The organism is Cyanobium sp. LEGE 06113 (genome assembly GCF_015207615.1).
In genome coordinates this window covers 153163-170494 of sequence record NZ_JADEWM010000002.1, presented here as the reverse complement: position 1 = coordinate 170494, position 17332 = coordinate 153163, and the positions used below count along the sequence as shown (strand labels likewise).

Sequence of the window (17332 nt, the reverse complement as noted above, 5' to 3'; positions counted from 1 at the left end):
CACTCAAGGCCTCGACTCTTTGGTAAAGTCTCCGCTTGGGCTGATGCCCAGAAGTTGTTCTGAACGGTTGTAGGTCATGTCCCGGGTCTGCCAGCTCACCGGCAAGCGCGCCAACAACGGCATGGCCGTCTCGCACTCCCACGTGCGCACCAAGAAGCTCCAACAGGTGAATCTCCAGGAGCGCCGCCTCTGGTGGGCCGAGGGCAAGCGCTTCGTGAAGCTGCGGGTGTCCACCAAAGCCCTCAAGACCATTCAGAAGAAAGGCCTCGGTGCCTACGCCAAGGAACTGGGTGTGAACCTGGCCAAGCTCTGAGCACGTGCTGCCCTCCTGACTCCGGCCTCATGCTTCGCCGCAAGCTCCTGGCCAGCGCCGTGCAGGGCAGCCTGCTTGCCGCGGCTTCGCTGCTGATCCGTCCGGCTGGTGCTTGGGCTCTTGGTGGAACACTGCCTGAACTCAACGCTCCGGCACCCCAGTTCCGGTTGCCCGGTGTGGCCCCCGACCCGGCTGGCCTCCGCGGCCCAGCCGATCCGCTGCCCACGGAGCTGTCCCTGGCAGATTTTGCCGGCCGTTGGTTGGTGCTCTATTTCTACCCGCGCGATTTCACCGGCGGCTGCACTCTCGAAGCACGCGGTTTCCAGAACGACCTGCAGGCGTTTCAGCGGGCCGGCGCCGACGTGGTGGGCGTGAGCGCCGACGACGCCGACTCCCACGCCTCCTTCTGCAGTGAGGAAGGGCTGGTGTTCCCGCTGCTGAGCGACCCTGGCGGGAAGGTGAGTCAGCGCTACGGCTCCTGGATCGCTCCGTTCTCGCAACGCCACACCTTCCTGATCGACCCCAGCGGGGTGCTGCGCAGCCGCTGGGTGGCCGTGCGCCCCAGCGGCCACAGTCGTGAGGTGCTGGCGGAACTCTCCAGGCTGCAGGCTCTTTCGGCCTGAGCTGAGCGTCAGCCCTTTCACTCCACAGCCTCCTGCTGGGGGAGGGTCAGCGCGCCGCGGTGGTGGAAGGCGCCGCTCGATCCAACGCTGGCTGTGAGCAGACGCACCGTGGCCGGGCTGGCTTGACCGCAGGAAGAATGCTTGATTTGCACAGAGACATCAGCCATCCGCCAACAACCATGAGGACCGTGACGCCGCGATGGCCTTCCCGCTGGAACCCTGCCGGCGCACTGGCAGCGGTGCTGGGTCTGGGCCTGGGCCTGGTCCTGGGGGCCTGGGTCCAGAAGGCGGGCACGTCTGCGGCACGGGAGCCTGAGCCGGTGCTGAGCTCCGCGCCGACAGAGGGCAGTCCTCGCAGCTGGGTCGTGCGCGGCGATGGGGTGAACCTGCGCGAGAAGCCGTCCCTCTCCGCCGCCGTGCTCACCACCTTGACCTCTGGAGAAGTGCTGGACAATCTCGCTGCCGGCCAAGGGAGGGGCGCGACTGGTGCGATGTGCAGCCCCTCGGTGGCGGCGCCAGGGGATTTGTGGCCGCCGAGCTGCTGAAGCCTGCGGTGGCACCCGATGAGGCGATGTCCGTTCGGCGTGGCGCGGACGGCAGGGGGTGACGCCACGGTGGTGGTGATCCGCCCGGATGGCCGCAAACGGGCCCTGTTCTTGCGCAGGGGCCACCCCAGCCTTGCCGGTGGCCAGCTGGAGGCCTGAAGGTCATCCAGCTGGCGGCCCGAAGGCTCCCTCCAGGACGCGGCGGTGCACCGCCGTGGACCGCCGCAGCGCTTCAATCCGCTGGTCGTTGGGAGGCCTGTCGAGGCTCTGGCGCCACTGGATCAGCAACGCAGCGGCATCGACGGGGCGATTCAGCTCTGCCAAGGGGCAGTCAAGGGAGAGGGCGGCGGCGCTGACCTTGGGGTCGTAGCTGAGCGCCGCCACGGGCGCTCCCGCCGCCGCCGCCAGGATCAACCCATGCAGGCGCATCGCCAGCACCAGCCCGGCGCCGGCGCACACGGCCATGGCCTCGCGCGGGTGGTCGCAGCAGAGCTCCCGGCTGCGGGCCGCCAGCCCAGAACCCAGCAGACCCTGGCTGAGCAGCAAGGCCAGCAGGCCGCGGTCCTCCACGGCATGGAAGGGCAGCCAGATCACATCGCGCTCGGGTGCCAGGAGCTCCAGGGCCGCCAGCCAGGGCCGCCAGGCTTCTCCCTTCAGCTGGACCGTCGGCCGAAAACAGAGCACGAGCGGGCCGCCCATGCCATGCCACGGCTCGGGAGCCACGCTCCACACCGGGTCAGCACCCACCAGGGGCTCGGCCCTGGCCCCGAGACGCTGGGCCAGGGCAGCCGAGGTGGCATCACGCCAGCTCACTGTCGTGATCGCCGGCAGCAGGCCCCGCACCAGCCAGCGGCTGCGACGGCGGCGCAGGGGCCCGAGCCCCTGGCCCCAGAGCAGCACGGGCTTGCCCAGGCTGCGGGCCAGCAGCACCAGACAGCCGTAGTACACCAGGCTCAGGAAACTGGTGGAGTCCTGCAGCAGGCTGCCGCCGCCGAACAGCAGGGCATCGCAGCCGCCCAGGGCCGCCATCACGGCGCCCAGGTCGGTGCGATCCACGCAGGCCACGCCGAAGCGTTGCCGCACCAACGCCTGATCCCGCGCCGTGACAACGGGGCGGCAGCCCGGCGGCAGGCTGGCCAGCAGCACCTCCAGCAGGGCGTCGTCGCCGAGGTTGTGCTCGCCGTAATAGCCCACCAGCAGGGGGCGTTCACGCAGGGGCATGGCGGGCAGGGGGGCAGGCGCCATCCCTACCACCGCAAGCGGCCGGAGTCGCCCGGGGAGCCGGGGAGCCGCTCAGACAGTGGTGCTCCCACCCAGGCCGCCAGCACCCCGGCGCCGAAGCCCGAGGCATGGCCGATCCAGCTGACCCCCGGCGGACTGAACAGGGGCAGCAGCGACGGCAGCAGCCCCCCGTAGGCCACCACGCAGCCCACGGAGAGCAGGATCGGCCAGGGCCGCCGCTCCACCAGGCCCACCGCCAGCAGGTAGCCCAGCAGGCCGTAGACCACCCCGGAGAGGCCATGGCTGGCGTTGTGCCACAGCAGCCACACCGGCAAGGAGCAGAGCAACACCGAGGCCCAGACGCGCAGGTAGGGCCGCAGGCCGCGGGAGAGCACCAGCCAGGAGAGCGGCAGGAACCAGAGCGAATTGCTGAACAGGTGCGCGAAGCCGCCATGGCTGAAGGGCGACGTGAACACCCCCCACACCGGCCCTCCCGGCACCAGCGGCAGGTTCCAGCGGCCGCCGAACAGCAGCTGATCCAGCAGCTCCTGCAGCCAGGGCACCGCCAGGATCAGCACGGGAAGCAACAGGCGGGCGCGCAGGCCCATGGGCTCGGTCGCCACGGAGGGGTGGATCTCAGTGCCAGAGTCTGGCCATGCACGCGCTCTCCCTGCCGACCTGGTGGATCCACATCGCCTCGGTGCTGGAGTGGATCGCCGCCATCGCTGCCGTGCACAGCTACGGGCAGCGGCGGCGGGAGGGCGGCTGGCGCTGGCTGGCGCTGGCCATGCTGCCGGCCCTGGTGAGCGCCATGGCCGCCTGCACCTGGCACCTGTTTGACAACACCGCCGCCCTGGAGGGCCTGGTGGTGCTGCAGGCCGGCTGCACCCTGCTGGGCAACGGCGCCCTGGCCATCGCCGCCCTGCACCTGCTGCGCCTGCAGCGCGCCTCCCAACCCCCAGGCGCCGGATGACAGCGTTGCCGCAGCTGATGCAGGCCCTGCTGGAGCGGCTGGCCTCGGTGGATCCAGGCCCCCTGTTTGTGCTCTCCCTGCTGCCCTATCTGCTGTTTCTGTGGTGGGCGCGGCAGGTAGAGGCCTTCCCCAGGCTCGCCCTGCGGGGTTTTCAGCTCACCCTGCTGTTCGTGGCGGTGACGATCCTGGCCGCCGTGGCGGCCGAGCAGTTCTGGGGCCGCCAGCTGGCCGATGTGGATCCGCTGCACGGCGGCGCCGAGGTCTTTCTCACCCTGGCCAACCTGGTGGTGGTGCTGGGCTTCGTTGGCCAGAGCCCGCCACCGCAGCCACCGGAGCCCGGAGCCGGCGGATGAACAAGTCTTAAGGCGCGCGGCCCAGGGCTGCGCAGCCCCAGAAGATGGGGCGTCGGCTCCTGATCCATGTTCGCTCCTCTTCTGGCTGTGGCCCCCGCCACCCTCACCTGGTCGCCGAAGGTGGCGTTGGTGATGATCATCTGCAACGTGATCGCCATCGCGATCGGCAAGGCCACCATCAAGCAGCCCAACGTGGGTCTGCAACTGCCCAACAGCTCCCTGTTCGGCGGCATGAGCCACGGGGCCATGCTCGGCACCCTGAGCCTGGGCCACATCCTCGGCATCGGCACCATCCTGGGCCTCGCCTCCCGCGGCGTCGTCTGAGCGCCTCAGCGCCAACCCAGCAGGTAGGGCAGGGCCCGCAGCCCATAGCGCTCAAAGCGGTAGTCAAACAGCAGGGCGGAGAGATCCTCAGCCCTGCGGGTTTCCAGGCCCCTGAGCAGGCGGTCGAGATGACGATCGCCCGCCCCCTCATCCAGGCCAAGCCAGATACGCCGGGCCAGACGGCCACTCAGGCTCCAGCGCCATCCCAGGGCTGAAGCCAGCCGACGTCGATACTCGCGCAGCAGCGCCTTGGGCCCCAAGCCGTCCTGTAGGAGCAGTGGCCCGAGCACATCGGCGCTGGCCATGGCGTGGCGAATCCCCTCGCCGCCGAGCAGATTAGCGGTGCTCACGGCATCCCCCAGCCCCAGCAGCCGGCCGTGGCCATGGGCCTCGCGGCGTTGCACCGTGCTGCGGATCAGGCCGCCGTGGCGATCCAGCACACGGGCCCGGTCCAGCCCCAGCCGTTGCAGCAGGCGCGCCAGCTCCGGGCCGAGGGGCAGCTGTTCGCTGCGGCCATCCAGCAGCCGGCAGACCCCCACCTTGAGCTGGCCGGGGGCCATCGGGAACACCCAGCCATAGCCCTGACGCACCCAGTCGCTGCCGAGGCAGAAGGTGAGCCGATCGGCCCAGCGCTCGCCCAGCTTCGGGTCCACCTCCAGCAACCACTCCACCCCCAGGCCTCGCACCAGCGTCCCCTGGCCCGGGGCGGGCTCACCCAGCAGCGCCCGGGACTGGCCGCTGGCATCCACCACCCAGCGGCTCTCGATGCTGCGGGGCGTGGCGCTGCCCGGGGGACACAGCCAGGTGCGCATGGCCTGGCCCCCTGAAGCCCCGCAGGCCACAGCACGCCAGCCGAGCCGCAGTTCCACCCCCAGCTGACGGGCCTGCTCCGCCTGCCAGCAGCGCAGAGCACCGAAGTCCAGCACCGCACCCAGAGGGCGCCGGCCCCACCACTGCCGTTGCCCGGCGGCGGGGCCCAGCAACTGCCAACCGCTCCAGCGAGAAGCGATCACCTGCTCGGGTAGTCCGAGGCCCTGCAGCGCCGCCAGCGGCAAGGCCGCGCTGCTGAAGGCCGCCTGGGCCAGATCGGCCAGCCGATCCGCCAGCATCACCCGGGCCCCGGCCCGGGCCAGCTGCAACGCCAACCTGCCGCCGGCCGGGCCGGCCCCCACCACAAGCACATCGAGACGCTCGCCCGGGCTCCCCACAGGAGCCAAGGGGCTCAGACCGCCAGGGGCTTCACCGGCATCGAGAGCCGCAGGCCGGTCCCGAAGCGCTCCAGGATCCTGTCCGCCATCTGGGGCGGTGTGAGGCCGAGGGCGCTCTTGCTCTGGGCCGGTGAGGCGTGGTCCACCAGCTGGTCGGGAATGCCGATGCGCAGCACCGGCACGAGCACGTCGTGGTCGTTGAGGCACTCGGTGATGGCGGCGCCGAAGCCCCCCGGCAGACAGCCCTCCTCCATGGTCACCACCCGGCCGATGCGCCGGGCCATCGGCAGGATCAGGGCCTCATCCAGGGGCCGGATGAAGCGGGCATTGATCACGGCGGCCCGGATGCCCTGCTCCTGCAACAGACCGGCGGTGGCCATGGCGGGATACACCATGGCGCCATAGGCCACGATCAGCAGGTCATCGCCATCGGCGAGCAGTTCGCCTCGGCCGATCTCCAGAGGCTCGAAGCCCTCCTCGGCCAGGGGAGCCCCTTCGCCCTCGCCCCGGGGAATGCGCAGGGCGCAGGGTCCGCTGTGCTGGATGGCGGTGATCAGCATGCGCTGCAGTTCGGCCTCATCCTTCGGGGCCATCACGGTGAAGTTGGGCACCGCCCGCAGGTAGCTGATGTCGTACTGGCCCTGGTGGGTGGGGCCGTCGGCGCCGACGATGCCGGCGCGGTCGAGCACGAAGGTGACCGGCAGCTTCTGGATGCCCACGTCGTGGATCAGCTGGTCGAAGGCCCGCTGCAGGAAGGTGCTGTAGATGGCACACACGGGGCTGAGGCCTTCGCAGGCCATCCCGGCCGCCATGGTCACGGCGTGCTGTTCGGCGATGCCCACATCGAAGTATTGATCGGGCAGAGCCTTCTCAAGCAGGTCGAGGCCCGTGCCGGTGGCCATGGCGGCCGTGATCCCCACCACCAGGGGATCCTGCTCGCAGATCTTCACCAGCGTCTGGCCGAACACCTTGCTGTAGCTGGGCGGCTTGGGCTTACTGGAGGGGTAGGCCTTGCCACTGACCAGGTCGAAGGCGCCCTGGGCGTGGTAACCCACCTGATCGGCTTCGGCGTAGGGGTAGCCCTTGCCCTTGGTGGTGGCCACATGCACCAGCACCGGGCCGTCGTGGGCGTGGGCCTGCTGGAACACCTTCACCATGCCGGCGATGTCATGGCCGTCGATCGGGCCCATGTAGGTGAAGCCCAGCTCCTCGAACACGGCGCCCAGCTTGGGCACCGCCAGCCGCTTCATGCTCTCCTTGAGGTTCTTCAGTTCAGGCGGCAGCTCGCCGTGCATGAACGGCAGGTGCTTGATCGCCTCCTCGGCGTTGTCCTGCAGGAACTGCAGCGGCGGGCTGTGCCGCATGCGGTTGAGGTGGGTGGAGAGGGCCCCCACCGGCGGGCTGATCGACATGTCGTTGTCGTTGAGCACCACCAGCAGCCGGGTGTGGGGCAGATGGCCGGCGTGGTTGATCGCCTCCAGAGCCATGCCGCCGGTGAGGGCACCGTCGCCGATCACGGCCACACATTTGAAGTCTTCACCGCGGCGGTCGCGGGCCAGGGCCATGCCCAGAGCGGCGGAGATCGAGGTGCTGGCGTGGCCGGCGCCGAAGTGGTCGAAGCTGCTCTCGCTGCGCTTGAGATAGCCCGCCACGCCTCCCTGCTGACGCAGGGTGTGGAAATCCTTGTAGCGACCGGTGATCAGCTTGTGGGGATAGGCCTGGTGGCCCACATCCCATACCACCTTGTCGTGGTCGAGGTCGAGGGTCTGGTACAGGGCCAGGGTGAGTTCCACCACTCCGAGGCCCGGACCGAGGTGGCCGCCGCTGGTGCTCACCACCTCGAGGTGGCGCTCCCGGATCTGGCGGCCGATCGCTTCGAGCTCGGCGGTACTGAGGCCGTGCAACTGGTTGGGGTGGCTCAGCTCGCTGAGATGCATCACGACCCTGGCGTTGTGAGCAATCTAGGGGGTTCCCCTGGGGCACCTGCGCAGATTGCGACACTGGGGACATGAGCCAGCAGCCCCGAAACCCCAGCGCCGATGTCGCTCCGGCAGAGGTGGCCCCAGACCCCGACGGCTATCTGCAACGCATCCTGCGGGCCAGGGTCTACGACGTGGCGATCGAATCGCCCCTGGATCCGGCCCCCAACCTCTCCAGCCGGCTGGGCAACCAGGTGCTGCTCAAGCGGGAGGATCTGCAGCCGGTGTTCAGCTTCAAGCTGCGCGGCGCCTACAACAAGATGGTGGGGCTCAGCCCGGCGGAGCTGGAGCGGGGCGTGATCGCCGCCAGCGCCGGCAACCACGCCCAGGGGGTGGCCCTCGGCGCCCAGCGGCTGGGCTGCCGGGCCGTGATCGTGATGCCGGTCACCACGCCTGAGATGAAGGTGCGGGCCGTGGCCGCCAGGGGCGCCGAGGTGGTGCTGCACGGCGACACCTACGACGACGCCTACGGCCATGCCCTGCAGCTGGCGGCGGAGGCTGGCCTCAGCTTCATCCACCCGTTCGACGATCCCGATGTGATCGCCGGCCAGGGCACGATCGGCCTCGAAATCCTGCGGCAGTGCTCCCATCCACCCGATGTGATCTACGTGGCGGTGGGGGGCGGCGGGCTGATCGCCGGCATCGCCGCCTACGTCAAGACCCTCTGGCCGGGGGTGCAGATCGTGGGGGTGGAGCCACGCGATGCCGACGCCATGGCACGCTCCCTGGCCTGTGGCGAGCGGGTGCGGTTGGAGCAGGTGGGGCTGTTTGCCGATGGCGTGGCCGTGCGCCAGGTGGGTCGCCACACCTTCGCCCTGGCCCAGCGCCATGTGGATCGGATGGTGACCGTGAGCAGCGACGAGATCTGCGCCGCCATCAAGGACGTGTTCGAGGACACCCGCTCGATCCTCGAGCCCGCCGGCGCCCTGGCCGTGGCCGGCATGAAGGTGGACGTGGAAGGCCAGGGACTCCAGGACCGCACCCTGGTGGCGGTGGCCTGCGGCGCCAACATGAATTTCGATCGGCTGCGCTTCGTGGCCGAGCGGGCTGAGCTGGGGGAGGAGCGCGAGGCGATGCTGGCCGTGGAGATCCCCGAGCAGCCCGGCAGCCTGCGGCGCTTCTGCCAGATGCTGGGGGATCGCAGCCTGACCGAGTTCAGCTACCGCCTGGCGGACCCTCGCCGGGCCCACATCTTTGTGGGAGTGCAGATTCAGGGCCATGCCGACACCCGGGCCCTGCTGGCCAGCCTGGAGCCTCCGGCTTCCCCTGCCTCGACCTCAGCTGCAACGAGCTGGCCAAGCTGCACCTGCGCCACATGGTGGGGGGGCGGCTGCCGGCCAGTGCGGGCAAGGCCCTCGACCAGGGCGAAGAACTGCTGTACCGCTTCGAGTTTCCCGAGAAGCCCGGCGCCCTGATGGCCTTCGTGAACGCCCTGCAGGCCAGCTGGAACATCAGCATCTTTCACTACCGCAACCACGGCGCCGACGTGGGGCGCATCGTGGTGGGGGTGCAGGTGCCGCCCGGGGAGCGGGGAACCTGGCAGGAGTTTCTGGACGGGCTGGGCTACAGCCACTGGGACGAGAGCACCAACCCGGCCTACCGGCTCTTCCTCGGCTCCAACGGCTGAGGGGAGACATCCCTGCGGCTCTCCCTTAGTTTGCTGGCACCACCAGGGCCGAGTGCCATGGGTGTCGACCCCGAAGCCAGCACGCCTGAAACCGAGAACCCGGAGGCCGGTCCTGCTGGGCCGAAGCCCCTGAACCTCTCGCTGCCGGCCCACCTGGAGGCGATCCTCTATCTCAAGGGCCGCCCCCTGAGCCTCTCCGAGCTGGCCGCCATCGCCGGGGTGGACAACGACAGCGCCGAGCTGGGCCTGATCACCCTGATGGCCGACTACGCCCACCGCGACACGGCCCTGGAGATCAGCCAGGACGGCCACACCTATGGCCTGCAACTGCGCGAGAGCCTGGCGGATCTGGTGCAGAACCTGGTGCCGGTGGACCTCTCCACCGCGGCCCTGCGCACCCTGGCCACGATCGCCCTCAAGAAGCGCATCCTGCAGTCGGAGCTGGTGGAGCTGCGCGGCTCCGGCGCCTACGACCACATCAAGGCCCTGCTCGCCGAGGACTTCATCGAGCGACGGCGCCAGAGCGATGGCCGCTCCTACTGGCTCAGCCTCAGCGAGAAATTCCATCGCACCTTTGCGGTGAAAGCGGAGGAACTGCAGCCCCGGCCGCGCCGCTCTGCATAGAGTCGGGGTTCATCCCACAGGCCCATGCAAGTTGCCGCCCAGGTGCTGAGCGTTCTGAGCAACACGCTGCAGATCTATTCCCTGCTCCTGCTGGTGCGGGTGCTGCTCAGCTGGTTCCCCAACCTCGACTGGAGCAATCCGGTGCTCTCGAGCGTGAGCTCGATCACCGATCCCTACCTCAACGTGTTTCGCGGCCTGATCCCACCGATCGCCGGCCTCGACCTCTCGGCGATCCTCGCCTTCCTCGCCCTCAGCCTGGGCCAGCAGCTGCTGGGCAGCGCCAGCGTCAGCATGATGGCCTCCCTCTACTGAGCCAGCTCCTGTTCCAGGGGCAGCAGTTCGTCGTCGACTCCGGCGCGGACCCGTACCGGGGCGCTGAAGCCCCGGGCCTTGACGTTGCGGAAGCGAATCGGCTCAGGCGTTCCCGCCGGCACCGAAACACGCAGGGCGAAGGTGGAACGGCCTGGCGGCACGTCACCGATGGATCCCACCCTGGAGCGGTTCTGGAGCACCGGTTCACCGCTGGCATCCACGATCAGGGCGAACACATCGGTGTCGACCACGGGCTTGCGGCTGCTGTTCAGCACCGTGCCCCGCATGGCGTAGCAGCTGGGGGCTGCGGCCCGCCTCAGATCGGGCTGGGCGGCCACATCATCCGCCGGGCAGGGATCCAGGGTCACGTCGTTGACCTTGAGATCGAGGGCCCAGGCCGGCGGCGCCAGCACCAGCAGCAGGGCGAGCAGCAGCGCCGGCAGCCACCGACGCTGGCCAAGCGGCCTGACAGGGCTCCCAGAGCGCGTCCGGTGGGACAACGGAACAGGGGGTGAGCGGAACTGGAGCATGGGGGAACCTGGCTGGGAAGCAGAGCTGGGTCGCGCCTCAGCGCAGGTCACCATCGCCTGAGATCACGTTACGGGCGGCGCGACTCGCCAGTTTGTCCAGGTTGGCACTGGCCACGGCGTCGAGGTCGAGCTCCAGCTCGGTGGCCAGCTGGGCCACGTACCAGAGCACATCGCCCAGTTCGAGCTGCAGGGCCTGGCGCACCTCCTGGCTGAACACGCCGCCGCGGTCGCGCAGCACCTTCTTCACCTTGTCGGCCACCTCGCCCGACTCGCCGCACAGGCCGAGGGTGGGGTAAATGGGATTCTCACCGGCGCCGGGATAGACAGCGGTCTGGCGCGAGCGCTCCTGGTAGGTCCGAAAGTCCATCCAAGCCAGCACCAAAACTGGGCCGATGGTAGTTTCAACCTATAGATCGCCACTGCGATGCCCCAACCCGATCTCATGCGTCGCACCAAGATCGTCGCCACGATCGGGCCCGCCACCGAGTCCCACCAGCAGCTCAAGGCTCTGATCCACGCCGGGGCCACCACGTTCCGACTCAACTTCTCCCACGGCGATCACAGCGAACACGCCGCCCGCATCGAGGCGATCCGCCAGGTGTCCGTGGAACTCGGCGAACATGTGGGCATCCTCCAGGACCTGCAGGGCCCGAAGATCCGCCTGGGCCGGTTCGTGGATGGCCCGATCACGCTGGCGCAAGGGGCCCGCTTCAGTCTCACCTCCAGAGATGTGGCCTGCAACCAGGAGATCGCCACCGTCACCTACGGCAGATTGGCCGATGAGGTGACTCCCGGCAGCCGCATCCTGCTGGATGACGGCCGGGTGGAAATGCTGGTGGAAGAGGTGGACATCCCCCAGCAGACCCTGCACTGCAGCGTCACCGTTGGAGGTGTGCTCAGCAACAACAAGGGCGTGAACTTCCCGGATGTGCAGCTCTCGATCCGGGCTCTCACTGACAAAGACCGCGAGGATCTGGCCTTCGGGCTTCAGCACGGCGTCGACTGGGTGGCGCTCAGCTTCGTACGCAACCCCTCCGACCTGCTGGAGATCAAGGAACTGATCGCCAGCCACGGCCACGACACACCCGTGGTGGCCAAGATCGAGAAATTCGAGGCCATCGATCAGATCGATGACATCCTCATGCTGTGCGACGGCGTGATGGTGGCCCGCGGCGATCTGGGCGTGGAGATGCCGGCTGAGGAGGTGCCGCTGCTGCAGAAGGAATTGATCCGCAAGGCCAACAGCCTGGGCATTCCGGTGATCACGGCCACCCAGATGCTCGATTCGATGGTGAGCTGTCCGCGGCCCACCAGGGCCGAGGTGAGCGATGTGGCCAACGCCATCCTGGATGGCACCGATGCCGTGATGCTCTCCAACGAAAGCGCCGTGGGCGACTTTCCCGTGGAGGCCGTGGCCACGATGGCCACCATCGCCCGTCGCATCGAGCGCGACTACCCCATGCGGCAGATCGACAGCCGCATGGCCACCACCATTCCCAATGCGATCTGCCAGGCGGTGAGCAACATCGCCCGCAACCTCAATGCCGCCGCGATCCTGCCCCTCACCTCCAGCGGCGCCACCGCCCGCAATGTGAGCAAGTTCCGGCCCAGCACCCCGATCCTGGCGATCACCAGCGAAGCCCAGGTGGCCCGCCAGCTGCAACTGATCTGGGGCGTGAATCCGCTGCTGGTGGCGGAGCAGACCTCCAGCACCAGCACCTTCAGCCTGGCCATGGGCCTGGCACGCGACCGCAGCTACCTCCAGGACGGCGACCTGGTGGTGCAGACGGCCGGCACCCTCTCCGGGGTGAGCGGCTCCACCGACTTCATCAAGGTTGGCATCGTCACGGCGGTGCTCTCCCAGGGGGTGGGCATCGGCACCGGCTCGATCAGCGGCCGGGTGCGCTTGGTGGGTTGCCCTGAGGAGGCCGTCGCCATCCAGATGGGCGAGATCCTGGTGGTGCGCGAAACCAGCGCCGCCTACGAGGAGGTCTTTCACCGGGCCAAGGCCGTGATCACCGAAAGCGGCGGCCGCGAGAGTCATGCCGCTGTGACGGCCGAGCTCACCGGCATCCCCGCCATCGTGGGGGTCACGGGCGCCCTCGAGACCCTGCTCGACGGCGAGATCGTGACCCTGGATCTGCTGCATGGCCTGGTGCACCGGGGGGCCAGGAGCCACAACGCCGACCCCATCGGCGCCATCGTCTGACCATCCCGTTCTGCCCCACGCCATGGCCTCGAAGCTGCCCCTGGGCGAAACCGTGGGCATGGCCCTCTCCACCCTGAGGGCCAACCGCCTGCGCAGCCTGCTCACCATGCTGGGCATCGTGATCGGCAATGCCTCGGTGATCACCCTGGTGGGGGTGGGTCGGGGCGCCCAGAACCTGGCCGAGGGCCAGCTCAGCAACCTGGGCGCCAATGTGCTGTTTGTGGTGCCGGGCAACAACGACACCCGGCGCCAGGGGATCGACTTCCCTAAGACGCTGGTGCTGGAGGACGCTGAGGCGATCGCCGAACAGGTGCCCTCCGTGAAACGGGTGGCACCCCAGATCACCCTCAGCGAGGTGGTGCAGGCGGGGGGGTTGAGCAGCACCGCCTCGGTGAATGGCATCACCCCGGAATTCCTGCCCGTGCGCCAGTTCGAGATGGCCCGGGGGCGCTTCATCTCGGCCAACGACATGGAGGCTGCCGCCAGCGTGACCGTGATCGGCCCCGACCTGGCCGACAAGATGTTCCCGGGGGGCACGGCCGTGGGGCGCACCCTGCGGATCCGCACCCAGCCCTTTGAGGTGATCGGCGTGCTGGAGGCCAAGGGGGCCGTGTTCGGCCAGAACCAGGACGAGAACGCCTACGTGCCGCTCAGCGCCATGGTGAGCAAGCTCTCGGGGCGGGATCCCACCTATGGGGTGAGCCTCAACTTCATCAGCGTGGAAGCCCGGGATGGCGACAGCACCGGCGCTGCAGCCTTCCAGATCACCAACCTGCTGCGCCAGCGCCACAACATCCTGCGGGAAGACGACTTCGCCGTGCGCTCCCAGCAGGATGCGCTCACGATCGTGAGCACGATCACCGGCGGTCTCACGCTGATGCTGGCGGCCATCGGCGCCGTGTCCCTGCTGGTGGGCGGCATCGGCATCATGAACATCATGCTGGTGTCGGTGAGCGAGCGCACCGAGGAGATCGGCCTGCGCAAGGCCCTGGGGGCGCGTAGCGGCGACGTGCTGCTGCAGTTCCTGGTGGAGTCGCTGGTGCTGGCCAGCCTGGGTGGGGCGATCGGCACTGCGGTGGGCATCGGCACGGTGAGCCTGGTGGCCCTCGTGACGCCCCTACCAGCGACGATCGGCGCCGGCACGGTGCTGCTCACCGTGGGACTCTCAGGATCCATCGGCCTGTTCTTCGGGGTGGTGCCGGCGCGCCGGGCCGCCGGCCTCGACCCGATCGTGGCCCTGCGCAGCCTCTAGCCGCAATCCCAAAGAAAGCCTTAAGACAGGCAAACCGTGGCGAAGGCCACCAAGCGGGCGATTGATTCGATGCGTTTATGGGTGGTATCGAATGTGGTGAGACCCTTGGGCTGGCTGGAATGCGGCTACCGGAACAGCAGCGATCGCATGGTGATCGCCCGCTGCGTGGGGCCTGAGGAATTTTTCCTCGAGCGCGTCGTGTTCCCCTTCGAACTGCTCAGCTTCTCCTGCCCGGCCGACTCCGAGCTCAAGATCTGGACCCATGGCCTGGGCGGGCCTGAACTGCTGGAAACCGTGGCCGTGGACGACCTGGTGATCGAGACCGGCTCAGCAGCCATCCCCCTGACCCAGGCTGACCCTGAGCTGGACGAGAGCCATGGCACACCGCTGGTTCCTCAGGAGCTGATCCAGCCGCCCTTCTCTGCTCCAGGACCGGAAGCAGGCCCAACCCCCCGCAGCCAGTACGCCAACCCCCTGACGTACCAGGCCATCAGCGCCGCCGCTCTGGTGCAGGCCTGGGGCTCCGCTGGCTGAATCCAGGCTGCGGCGGTCCGAAAGCCAGGCGGCACCGTTACACTTGTTAAGAAAGTGTCTCAGCTATGAATCAGCGCTGGCGATTGATTGCTCTCTGGTTGCTGCCGCTGGCGGTGGTGGCCTTCCTCGGCTGGCAGATCCTCAGCAGCGGAGGGATCTCCAATCCCAGCCAGGGCGGAGCCACCACCGCGCCTCGCAACGCGGCCGTGGCCCGCATGAGCTACGGCCGCTTCCTCGACTACGTGGATGCCGGCCGGGTCACCGCGGTGGACATCTTTGACGGTGGCCGCAGCGCTGTGATCGAAGCGGTGGATCCCGAGCTCGACAACCGTGTGCAGCGCCTGCGGGTGGACCTGCCCGGCGTCGCTCCCGAGCTGGTGAATCAGCTCAAGGAGCAGGGCATCAGCTTCGACATCCATCCCCCCAAGCAGGCGCCGCCGGCCCTGGGTCTCCTCGGCAACCTGCTGTTCCCGCTGCTGCTGATCGGCTCGCTGATCTTCCTGGCACGCCGCTCCAGCGGCATGCCAGGCGGCCCCGGCCAGGCGATGCAGTTCGGCAAGACCAAGGCCCGCTTCGCGATGGAGGCCGAAACCGGCGTCAAATTCGACGACGTGGCTGGTGTGGAGGAGGCCAAGCAGGACCTCGAGGAGGTGGTGACCTTCCTCAAGACCCCCGAGCGCTTCACCTCCGTGGGCGCCAAGATCCCCAGAGGCGTGCTGCTGGTGGGCCCCCCCGGCACAGGCAAGACCCTGCTTGCCAAGGCCATCTCTGGTGAGGCCGGTGTGCCCTTCTTCTCCCTCTCCGGCTCGGAGTTCGTGGAGATGTTCGTGGGCGTGGGTGCCAGCCGCGTGCGCGACCTGTTCAAGCGCGCCAAGGAGAACAGCCCCTGCCTGATCTTCATCGATGAGATCGACGCCGTGGGGCGCCAGCGGGGCGCCGGTGTGGGCGGCGGCAACGACGAGCGGGAGCAGACCCTCAACCAGCTGCTCACCGAGATGGACGGCTTCGAGGGCAACAGCGGCATCATCATCATCGCCGCCACCAACCGGGCCGATGTGCTCGATTCGGCCCTGCTGCGCCCGGGCCGCTTCGACCGCCAGGTGCAGGTGGATGTGCCCGACATCAAGGGGCGCCTCTCAATCCTGAAGGTGCACTCCCGCAACAAGAAGCTCGCCGATGACGTGAGCCTGGAGATGATTGCCCGCCGCACCCCGGGCTTCTCCGGTGCCGACCTGGCCAACCTGCTCAATGAGGCCGCCATCCTCACGGCCCGTCGCCGCAAGGAGGCCACCGGCCTGGCAGAGATCGACGACGCCGTGGATCGGGTGATCGCCGGTATGGAGGGCAAGCCGCTCACCGATGGCCGCAGCAAGCGCCTGATCGCCTACCACGAGGTGGGCCATGCCCTGGTGGGCACCCTGGTGAAGTCCCACGACCCGGTGCAGAAAGTCACCCTGATCCCCCGCGGCCAGGCCCAGGGGCTCACCTGGTTCTCCCCCGATGAGGAGCAGATGCTGGTGAGCAAGGCGCAGCTGCGGGCCCGCATCATGGGCGCCCTTGGGGGCCGTGCTGCCGAAGAGGTGGTGTTCGGCCATGCGGAGGTGACCACCGGCGCCGGGGGGGACATCCAGCAGGTGGCTTCGATCGCCCGCCAGATGGTGACTCGCTTCGGCATGAGCGACCTGGGCCAGTTCTCCCTGGAAGCCGGCAACCAGGAGGTGTTCCTGGGTCGCGACCTCATGACCCGCAGCGACGCCTCCGACCGCATGGCCAGCCGCATCGACGTGGCCGTGCACCAGATCGTCGAGAGCTGCTACAAGGACACCGTGAAGTTGGTGGCTGAGCACCGCACCTGCATGGACCGGGTGGTGGAGCTGCTGATCGAGAAGGAGAGTCTCGATGGCGAGGAATTCAGGGCCATTGTGTCGGAATTCGCCACCGTTCCCGAGAAGGAGCGCTTCTCGCCCCTGATCGTCGAACCGGCCCTGCCCAGCAGCTGACCACCACTCTGAACAGCAAAAAGCCCGGCCTAGGCCGGGCTTTTTTCTTCAGGCCTGACGCACGGCTTTTCAGACCGGACGCACGGGGCGTTTTTCGATCACTTTGTCGATCAGGCCATAGCCCACCGCTTCGGCCGGCGACATGAAGAAATCGCGGTCTGTGTCTTCTTCAATCCGGGGCATGGGTTGGCCGGTGCGATCAGAGAGCTCCTGATTCAGCTTCTGCTTGAGGTAGAGGATCTCATCGGCCTGAATACGGATGTCGCTGGCCTGACCGCGGGCGCCCCCAGGGGCTGGTGGATCATGATCCGGGAATGGGTGAGGCTGCTGCGTTTGCCCTTGGTGCCGGCACAGAGCAGAAAGGCGCCCATCGAGGCGGCCAGGCCGACGCAGACCGTTTGCACATCGGGCTTGATGTGCTGCATGGTGTCGAAAATCCCGAGGCCGTCATACACCGATCCCCCCGGGGAATTGATGTAGAGGAAGATGTCCTTCTCAGGATCTTCCGCTTCCAGAAACAACAACTGGGCAACGATGCGGTTGGCCGATTCGGCTGTGACGGGCTCTCCGAGAAACACGATCCGCTCGCGCAGCAGCCGCGAGTAGATGTCAAAGGCGCGTTCCCCCCGGCCCGACTCCTCAATCACAATCGGAATCATGGACCTGGACAGTGAACTGGCTCGATCCTACTGAGCGTGGGCGGCT

Annotated in this window: 18 protein-coding genes and 2 pseudogenes; 13 read left to right on the top strand and 7 right to left on the bottom strand. The window is 68.3% G+C overall.

The window, feature by feature from the left end; genetic code table 11:
* The first annotated feature begins 76 nt into the window (after positions 1-76).
* The 3 genes from rpmB (at position 77) to IQ220_RS04925 (ending at position 1640) form a co-directional block, all read left to right on the top strand.
* Positions 77-313 (top strand): 50S ribosomal protein L28, encoded by a 237-nt coding sequence (rpmB, locus tag IQ220_RS04935; RefSeq protein WP_186699574.1) that lies wholly within the window; start codon positions 77-79, stop codon positions 311-313.
* A gap of 29 nt (positions 314-342) precedes the next feature.
* Positions 343-936, top strand: coding sequence for a peroxiredoxin (locus tag IQ220_RS04930; RefSeq protein WP_186699572.1), 594 nt, complete (start codon positions 343-345; stop codon positions 934-936).
* Between the two features lie 563 nt (positions 937-1499).
* The gene (locus tag IQ220_RS04925) at positions 1500-1640 is read left to right on the top strand and encodes a hypothetical protein (protein WP_193913380.1); all 141 of its coding nucleotides are present in this window, start codon (positions 1500-1502) and stop codon (positions 1638-1640) included.
* A gap of 3 nt (positions 1641-1643) precedes the next feature.
* On the opposite strand, the gene csaB is transcribed toward IQ220_RS04925, so the two are convergent.
* Complete coding sequence (gene csaB, locus IQ220_RS04920) at positions 1644-2726, bottom strand: polysaccharide pyruvyl transferase CsaB (RefSeq protein WP_228008867.1); 1083 nt, start codon at positions 2724-2726, stop codon at positions 1644-1646.
* A gap of 2 nt (positions 2727-2728) precedes the next feature.
* A complete protein-coding gene (locus IQ220_RS04915) occupies positions 2729-3310 on the bottom strand; it encodes a rhomboid family intramembrane serine protease (protein WP_193913696.1) in 582 nt (193 codons plus the stop codon).
* Between the two features lie 47 nt (positions 3311-3357).
* Here IQ220_RS04915 and IQ220_RS04910 point away from each other — a divergent pair, with 47 nt between their 5' ends.
* The 3 genes from IQ220_RS04910 (at position 3358) to psaK (ending at position 4352) form a co-directional block, all read left to right on the top strand.
* A complete protein-coding gene (locus IQ220_RS04910) occupies positions 3358-3675 on the top strand; it encodes a DUF2499 domain-containing protein (RefSeq protein WP_186699553.1) in 318 nt (105 codons plus the stop codon).
* Complete coding sequence (locus IQ220_RS04905; protein WP_228008866.1) at positions 3672-4028, top strand: DUF3593 domain-containing protein; 357 nt, start codon at positions 3672-3674, stop codon at positions 4026-4028. Before IQ220_RS04910 ends, IQ220_RS04905 begins: the two co-directional genes overlap by 4 nt.
* A gap of 66 nt (positions 4029-4094) precedes the next feature.
* Positions 4095-4352 (top strand): photosystem I reaction center subunit PsaK, encoded by a 258-nt coding sequence (psaK, locus tag IQ220_RS04900; protein ID WP_186699551.1) that lies wholly within the window; start codon positions 4095-4097, stop codon positions 4350-4352.
* 5 nt (positions 4353-4357) lie between these two features.
* Here psaK and IQ220_RS16205 read toward each other — a convergent pair whose 3' ends face one another.
* Positions 4358-5560, bottom strand: a complete 1203-nt coding sequence (locus tag IQ220_RS16205) for an NAD(P)/FAD-dependent oxidoreductase (protein ID WP_370566348.1) — start codon at positions 5558-5560, stop codon at positions 4358-4360.
* Positions 5561-5574: 14 nt separating this feature from the next.
* A complete protein-coding gene (gene dxs, locus IQ220_RS04890; protein ID WP_193913378.1) occupies positions 5575-7497 on the bottom strand; it encodes a 1-deoxy-D-xylulose-5-phosphate synthase in 1923 nt (640 codons plus the stop codon).
* A 176-nt stretch (positions 7498-7673) separates the two neighbouring features.
* Between dxs and ilvA the strand changes: the two are divergent.
* From ilvA to IQ220_RS04875, 3 genes and pseudogenes are all read left to right on the top strand, one after another.
* Positions 7674-9166, top strand: a pseudogene (gene ilvA, locus IQ220_RS04885) (threonine ammonia-lyase, biosynthetic).
* Between the two features lie 57 nt (positions 9167-9223).
* A complete protein-coding gene (gene scpB, locus IQ220_RS04880; RefSeq protein ID WP_186699545.1) occupies positions 9224-9790 on the top strand; it encodes an SMC-Scp complex subunit ScpB in 567 nt (188 codons plus the stop codon).
* Positions 9791-9814: 24 nt separating this feature from the next.
* The gene (locus IQ220_RS04875; RefSeq protein WP_193913376.1) at positions 9815-10102 is read left to right on the top strand and encodes a YggT family protein; all 288 of its coding nucleotides are present in this window, start codon (positions 9815-9817) and stop codon (positions 10100-10102) included.
* Here the strand turns inward: IQ220_RS04875 and IQ220_RS04870 are convergent.
* Together IQ220_RS04870 and IQ220_RS04865 are read right to left on the bottom strand one after the other, a co-directional pair.
* Positions 10096-10602 carry a hypothetical protein gene (locus IQ220_RS04870; RefSeq protein ID WP_370566328.1) on the bottom strand — a complete coding sequence of 169 codons (507 nt, stop codon included), beginning with the start codon at positions 10600-10602 and terminating at the stop codon, positions 10096-10098. The genes IQ220_RS04875 and IQ220_RS04870 overlap by 7 nt on opposite strands.
* Before the next feature lie 67 nt (positions 10603-10669).
* Positions 10670-10999, bottom strand: a complete 330-nt coding sequence (locus IQ220_RS04865) for a nucleoside triphosphate pyrophosphohydrolase family protein (protein ID WP_186699541.1) — start codon at positions 10997-10999, stop codon at positions 10670-10672.
* A 57-nt stretch (positions 11000-11056) separates the two neighbouring features.
* Here IQ220_RS04865 and pyk point away from each other — a divergent pair, with 57 nt between their 5' ends.
* The 4 genes from pyk (at position 11057) to ftsH (ending at position 16627) form a co-directional block, all read left to right on the top strand.
* A complete protein-coding gene (gene pyk, locus IQ220_RS04860) occupies positions 11057-12841 on the top strand; it encodes a pyruvate kinase (RefSeq protein ID WP_193913375.1) in 1785 nt (594 codons plus the stop codon).
* Positions 12842-12863: 22 nt separating this feature from the next.
* Entirely contained in the window at positions 12864-14093 is a 1230-nt protein-coding gene (locus IQ220_RS04855) for an ABC transporter permease (RefSeq protein WP_193913373.1), read from the top strand.
* A gap of 36 nt (positions 14094-14129) precedes the next feature.
* Complete coding sequence (locus IQ220_RS04850) at positions 14130-14627, top strand: DUF1830 domain-containing protein (RefSeq protein ID WP_370566327.1); 498 nt, start codon at positions 14130-14132, stop codon at positions 14625-14627.
* A gap of 65 nt (positions 14628-14692) precedes the next feature.
* On the top strand, positions 14693-16627 hold the full coding sequence (gene ftsH, locus IQ220_RS04845; protein WP_193813862.1) for an ATP-dependent zinc metalloprotease FtsH: 1935 nt from the start codon (positions 14693-14695) through the stop codon (positions 16625-16627).
* Positions 16628-16696: 69 nt separating this feature from the next.
* Here ftsH and clpP read toward each other — a convergent pair.
* A pseudogene (gene clpP, locus IQ220_RS04840) lies at positions 16697-17286 on the bottom strand (ATP-dependent Clp endopeptidase proteolytic subunit ClpP).
* Positions 17287-17332 lie beyond the last annotated feature (46 nt).

Coding starts and splice junctions, on each gene's coding strand:
- rpmB (WP_186699574.1), top strand. CDS start 77: ATGTCCCGGGTCTGCCAGCTCACCGGCAAGCGCGCCAACAACGGCATG.
- IQ220_RS04930 (WP_186699572.1), top strand. CDS start 343: ATGCTTCGCCGCAAGCTCCTGGCCAGCGCCGTGCAGGGCAGCCTGCTT.
- IQ220_RS04925 (WP_193913380.1), top strand. CDS start 1,500: ATGAGGCGATGTCCGTTCGGCGTGGCGCGGACGGCAGGGGGTGACGCC.
- csaB (WP_228008867.1), bottom strand. CDS start 2,726: ATGGCGCCTGCCCCCCTGCCCGCCATGCCCCTGCGTGAACGCCCCCTG.
- IQ220_RS04915 (WP_193913696.1), bottom strand. CDS start 3,310: ATGGGCCTGCGCGCCCGCCTGTTGCTTCCCGTGCTGATCCTGGCGGTG.
- IQ220_RS04910 (WP_186699553.1), top strand. CDS start 3,358: ATGCACGCGCTCTCCCTGCCGACCTGGTGGATCCACATCGCCTCGGTG.
- IQ220_RS04905 (WP_228008866.1), top strand. CDS start 3,672: ATGACAGCGTTGCCGCAGCTGATGCAGGCCCTGCTGGAGCGGCTGGCC.
- psaK (WP_186699551.1), top strand. CDS start 4,095: ATGTTCGCTCCTCTTCTGGCTGTGGCCCCCGCCACCCTCACCTGGTCG.
- dxs (WP_193913378.1), bottom strand. CDS start 7,497: ATGCATCTCAGCGAGCTGAGCCACCCCAACCAGTTGCACGGCCTCAGT.
- scpB (WP_186699545.1), top strand. CDS start 9,224: ATGGGTGTCGACCCCGAAGCCAGCACGCCTGAAACCGAGAACCCGGAG.
- IQ220_RS04875 (WP_193913376.1), top strand. CDS start 9,815: ATGCAAGTTGCCGCCCAGGTGCTGAGCGTTCTGAGCAACACGCTGCAG.
- IQ220_RS04865 (WP_186699541.1), bottom strand. CDS start 10,999: ATGGACTTTCGGACCTACCAGGAGCGCTCGCGCCAGACCGCTGTCTAT.
- pyk (WP_193913375.1), top strand. CDS start 11,057: ATGCCCCAACCCGATCTCATGCGTCGCACCAAGATCGTCGCCACGATC.
- IQ220_RS04855 (WP_193913373.1), top strand. CDS start 12,864: ATGGCCTCGAAGCTGCCCCTGGGCGAAACCGTGGGCATGGCCCTCTCC.
- ftsH (WP_193813862.1), top strand. CDS start 14,693: ATGAATCAGCGCTGGCGATTGATTGCTCTCTGGTTGCTGCCGCTGGCG.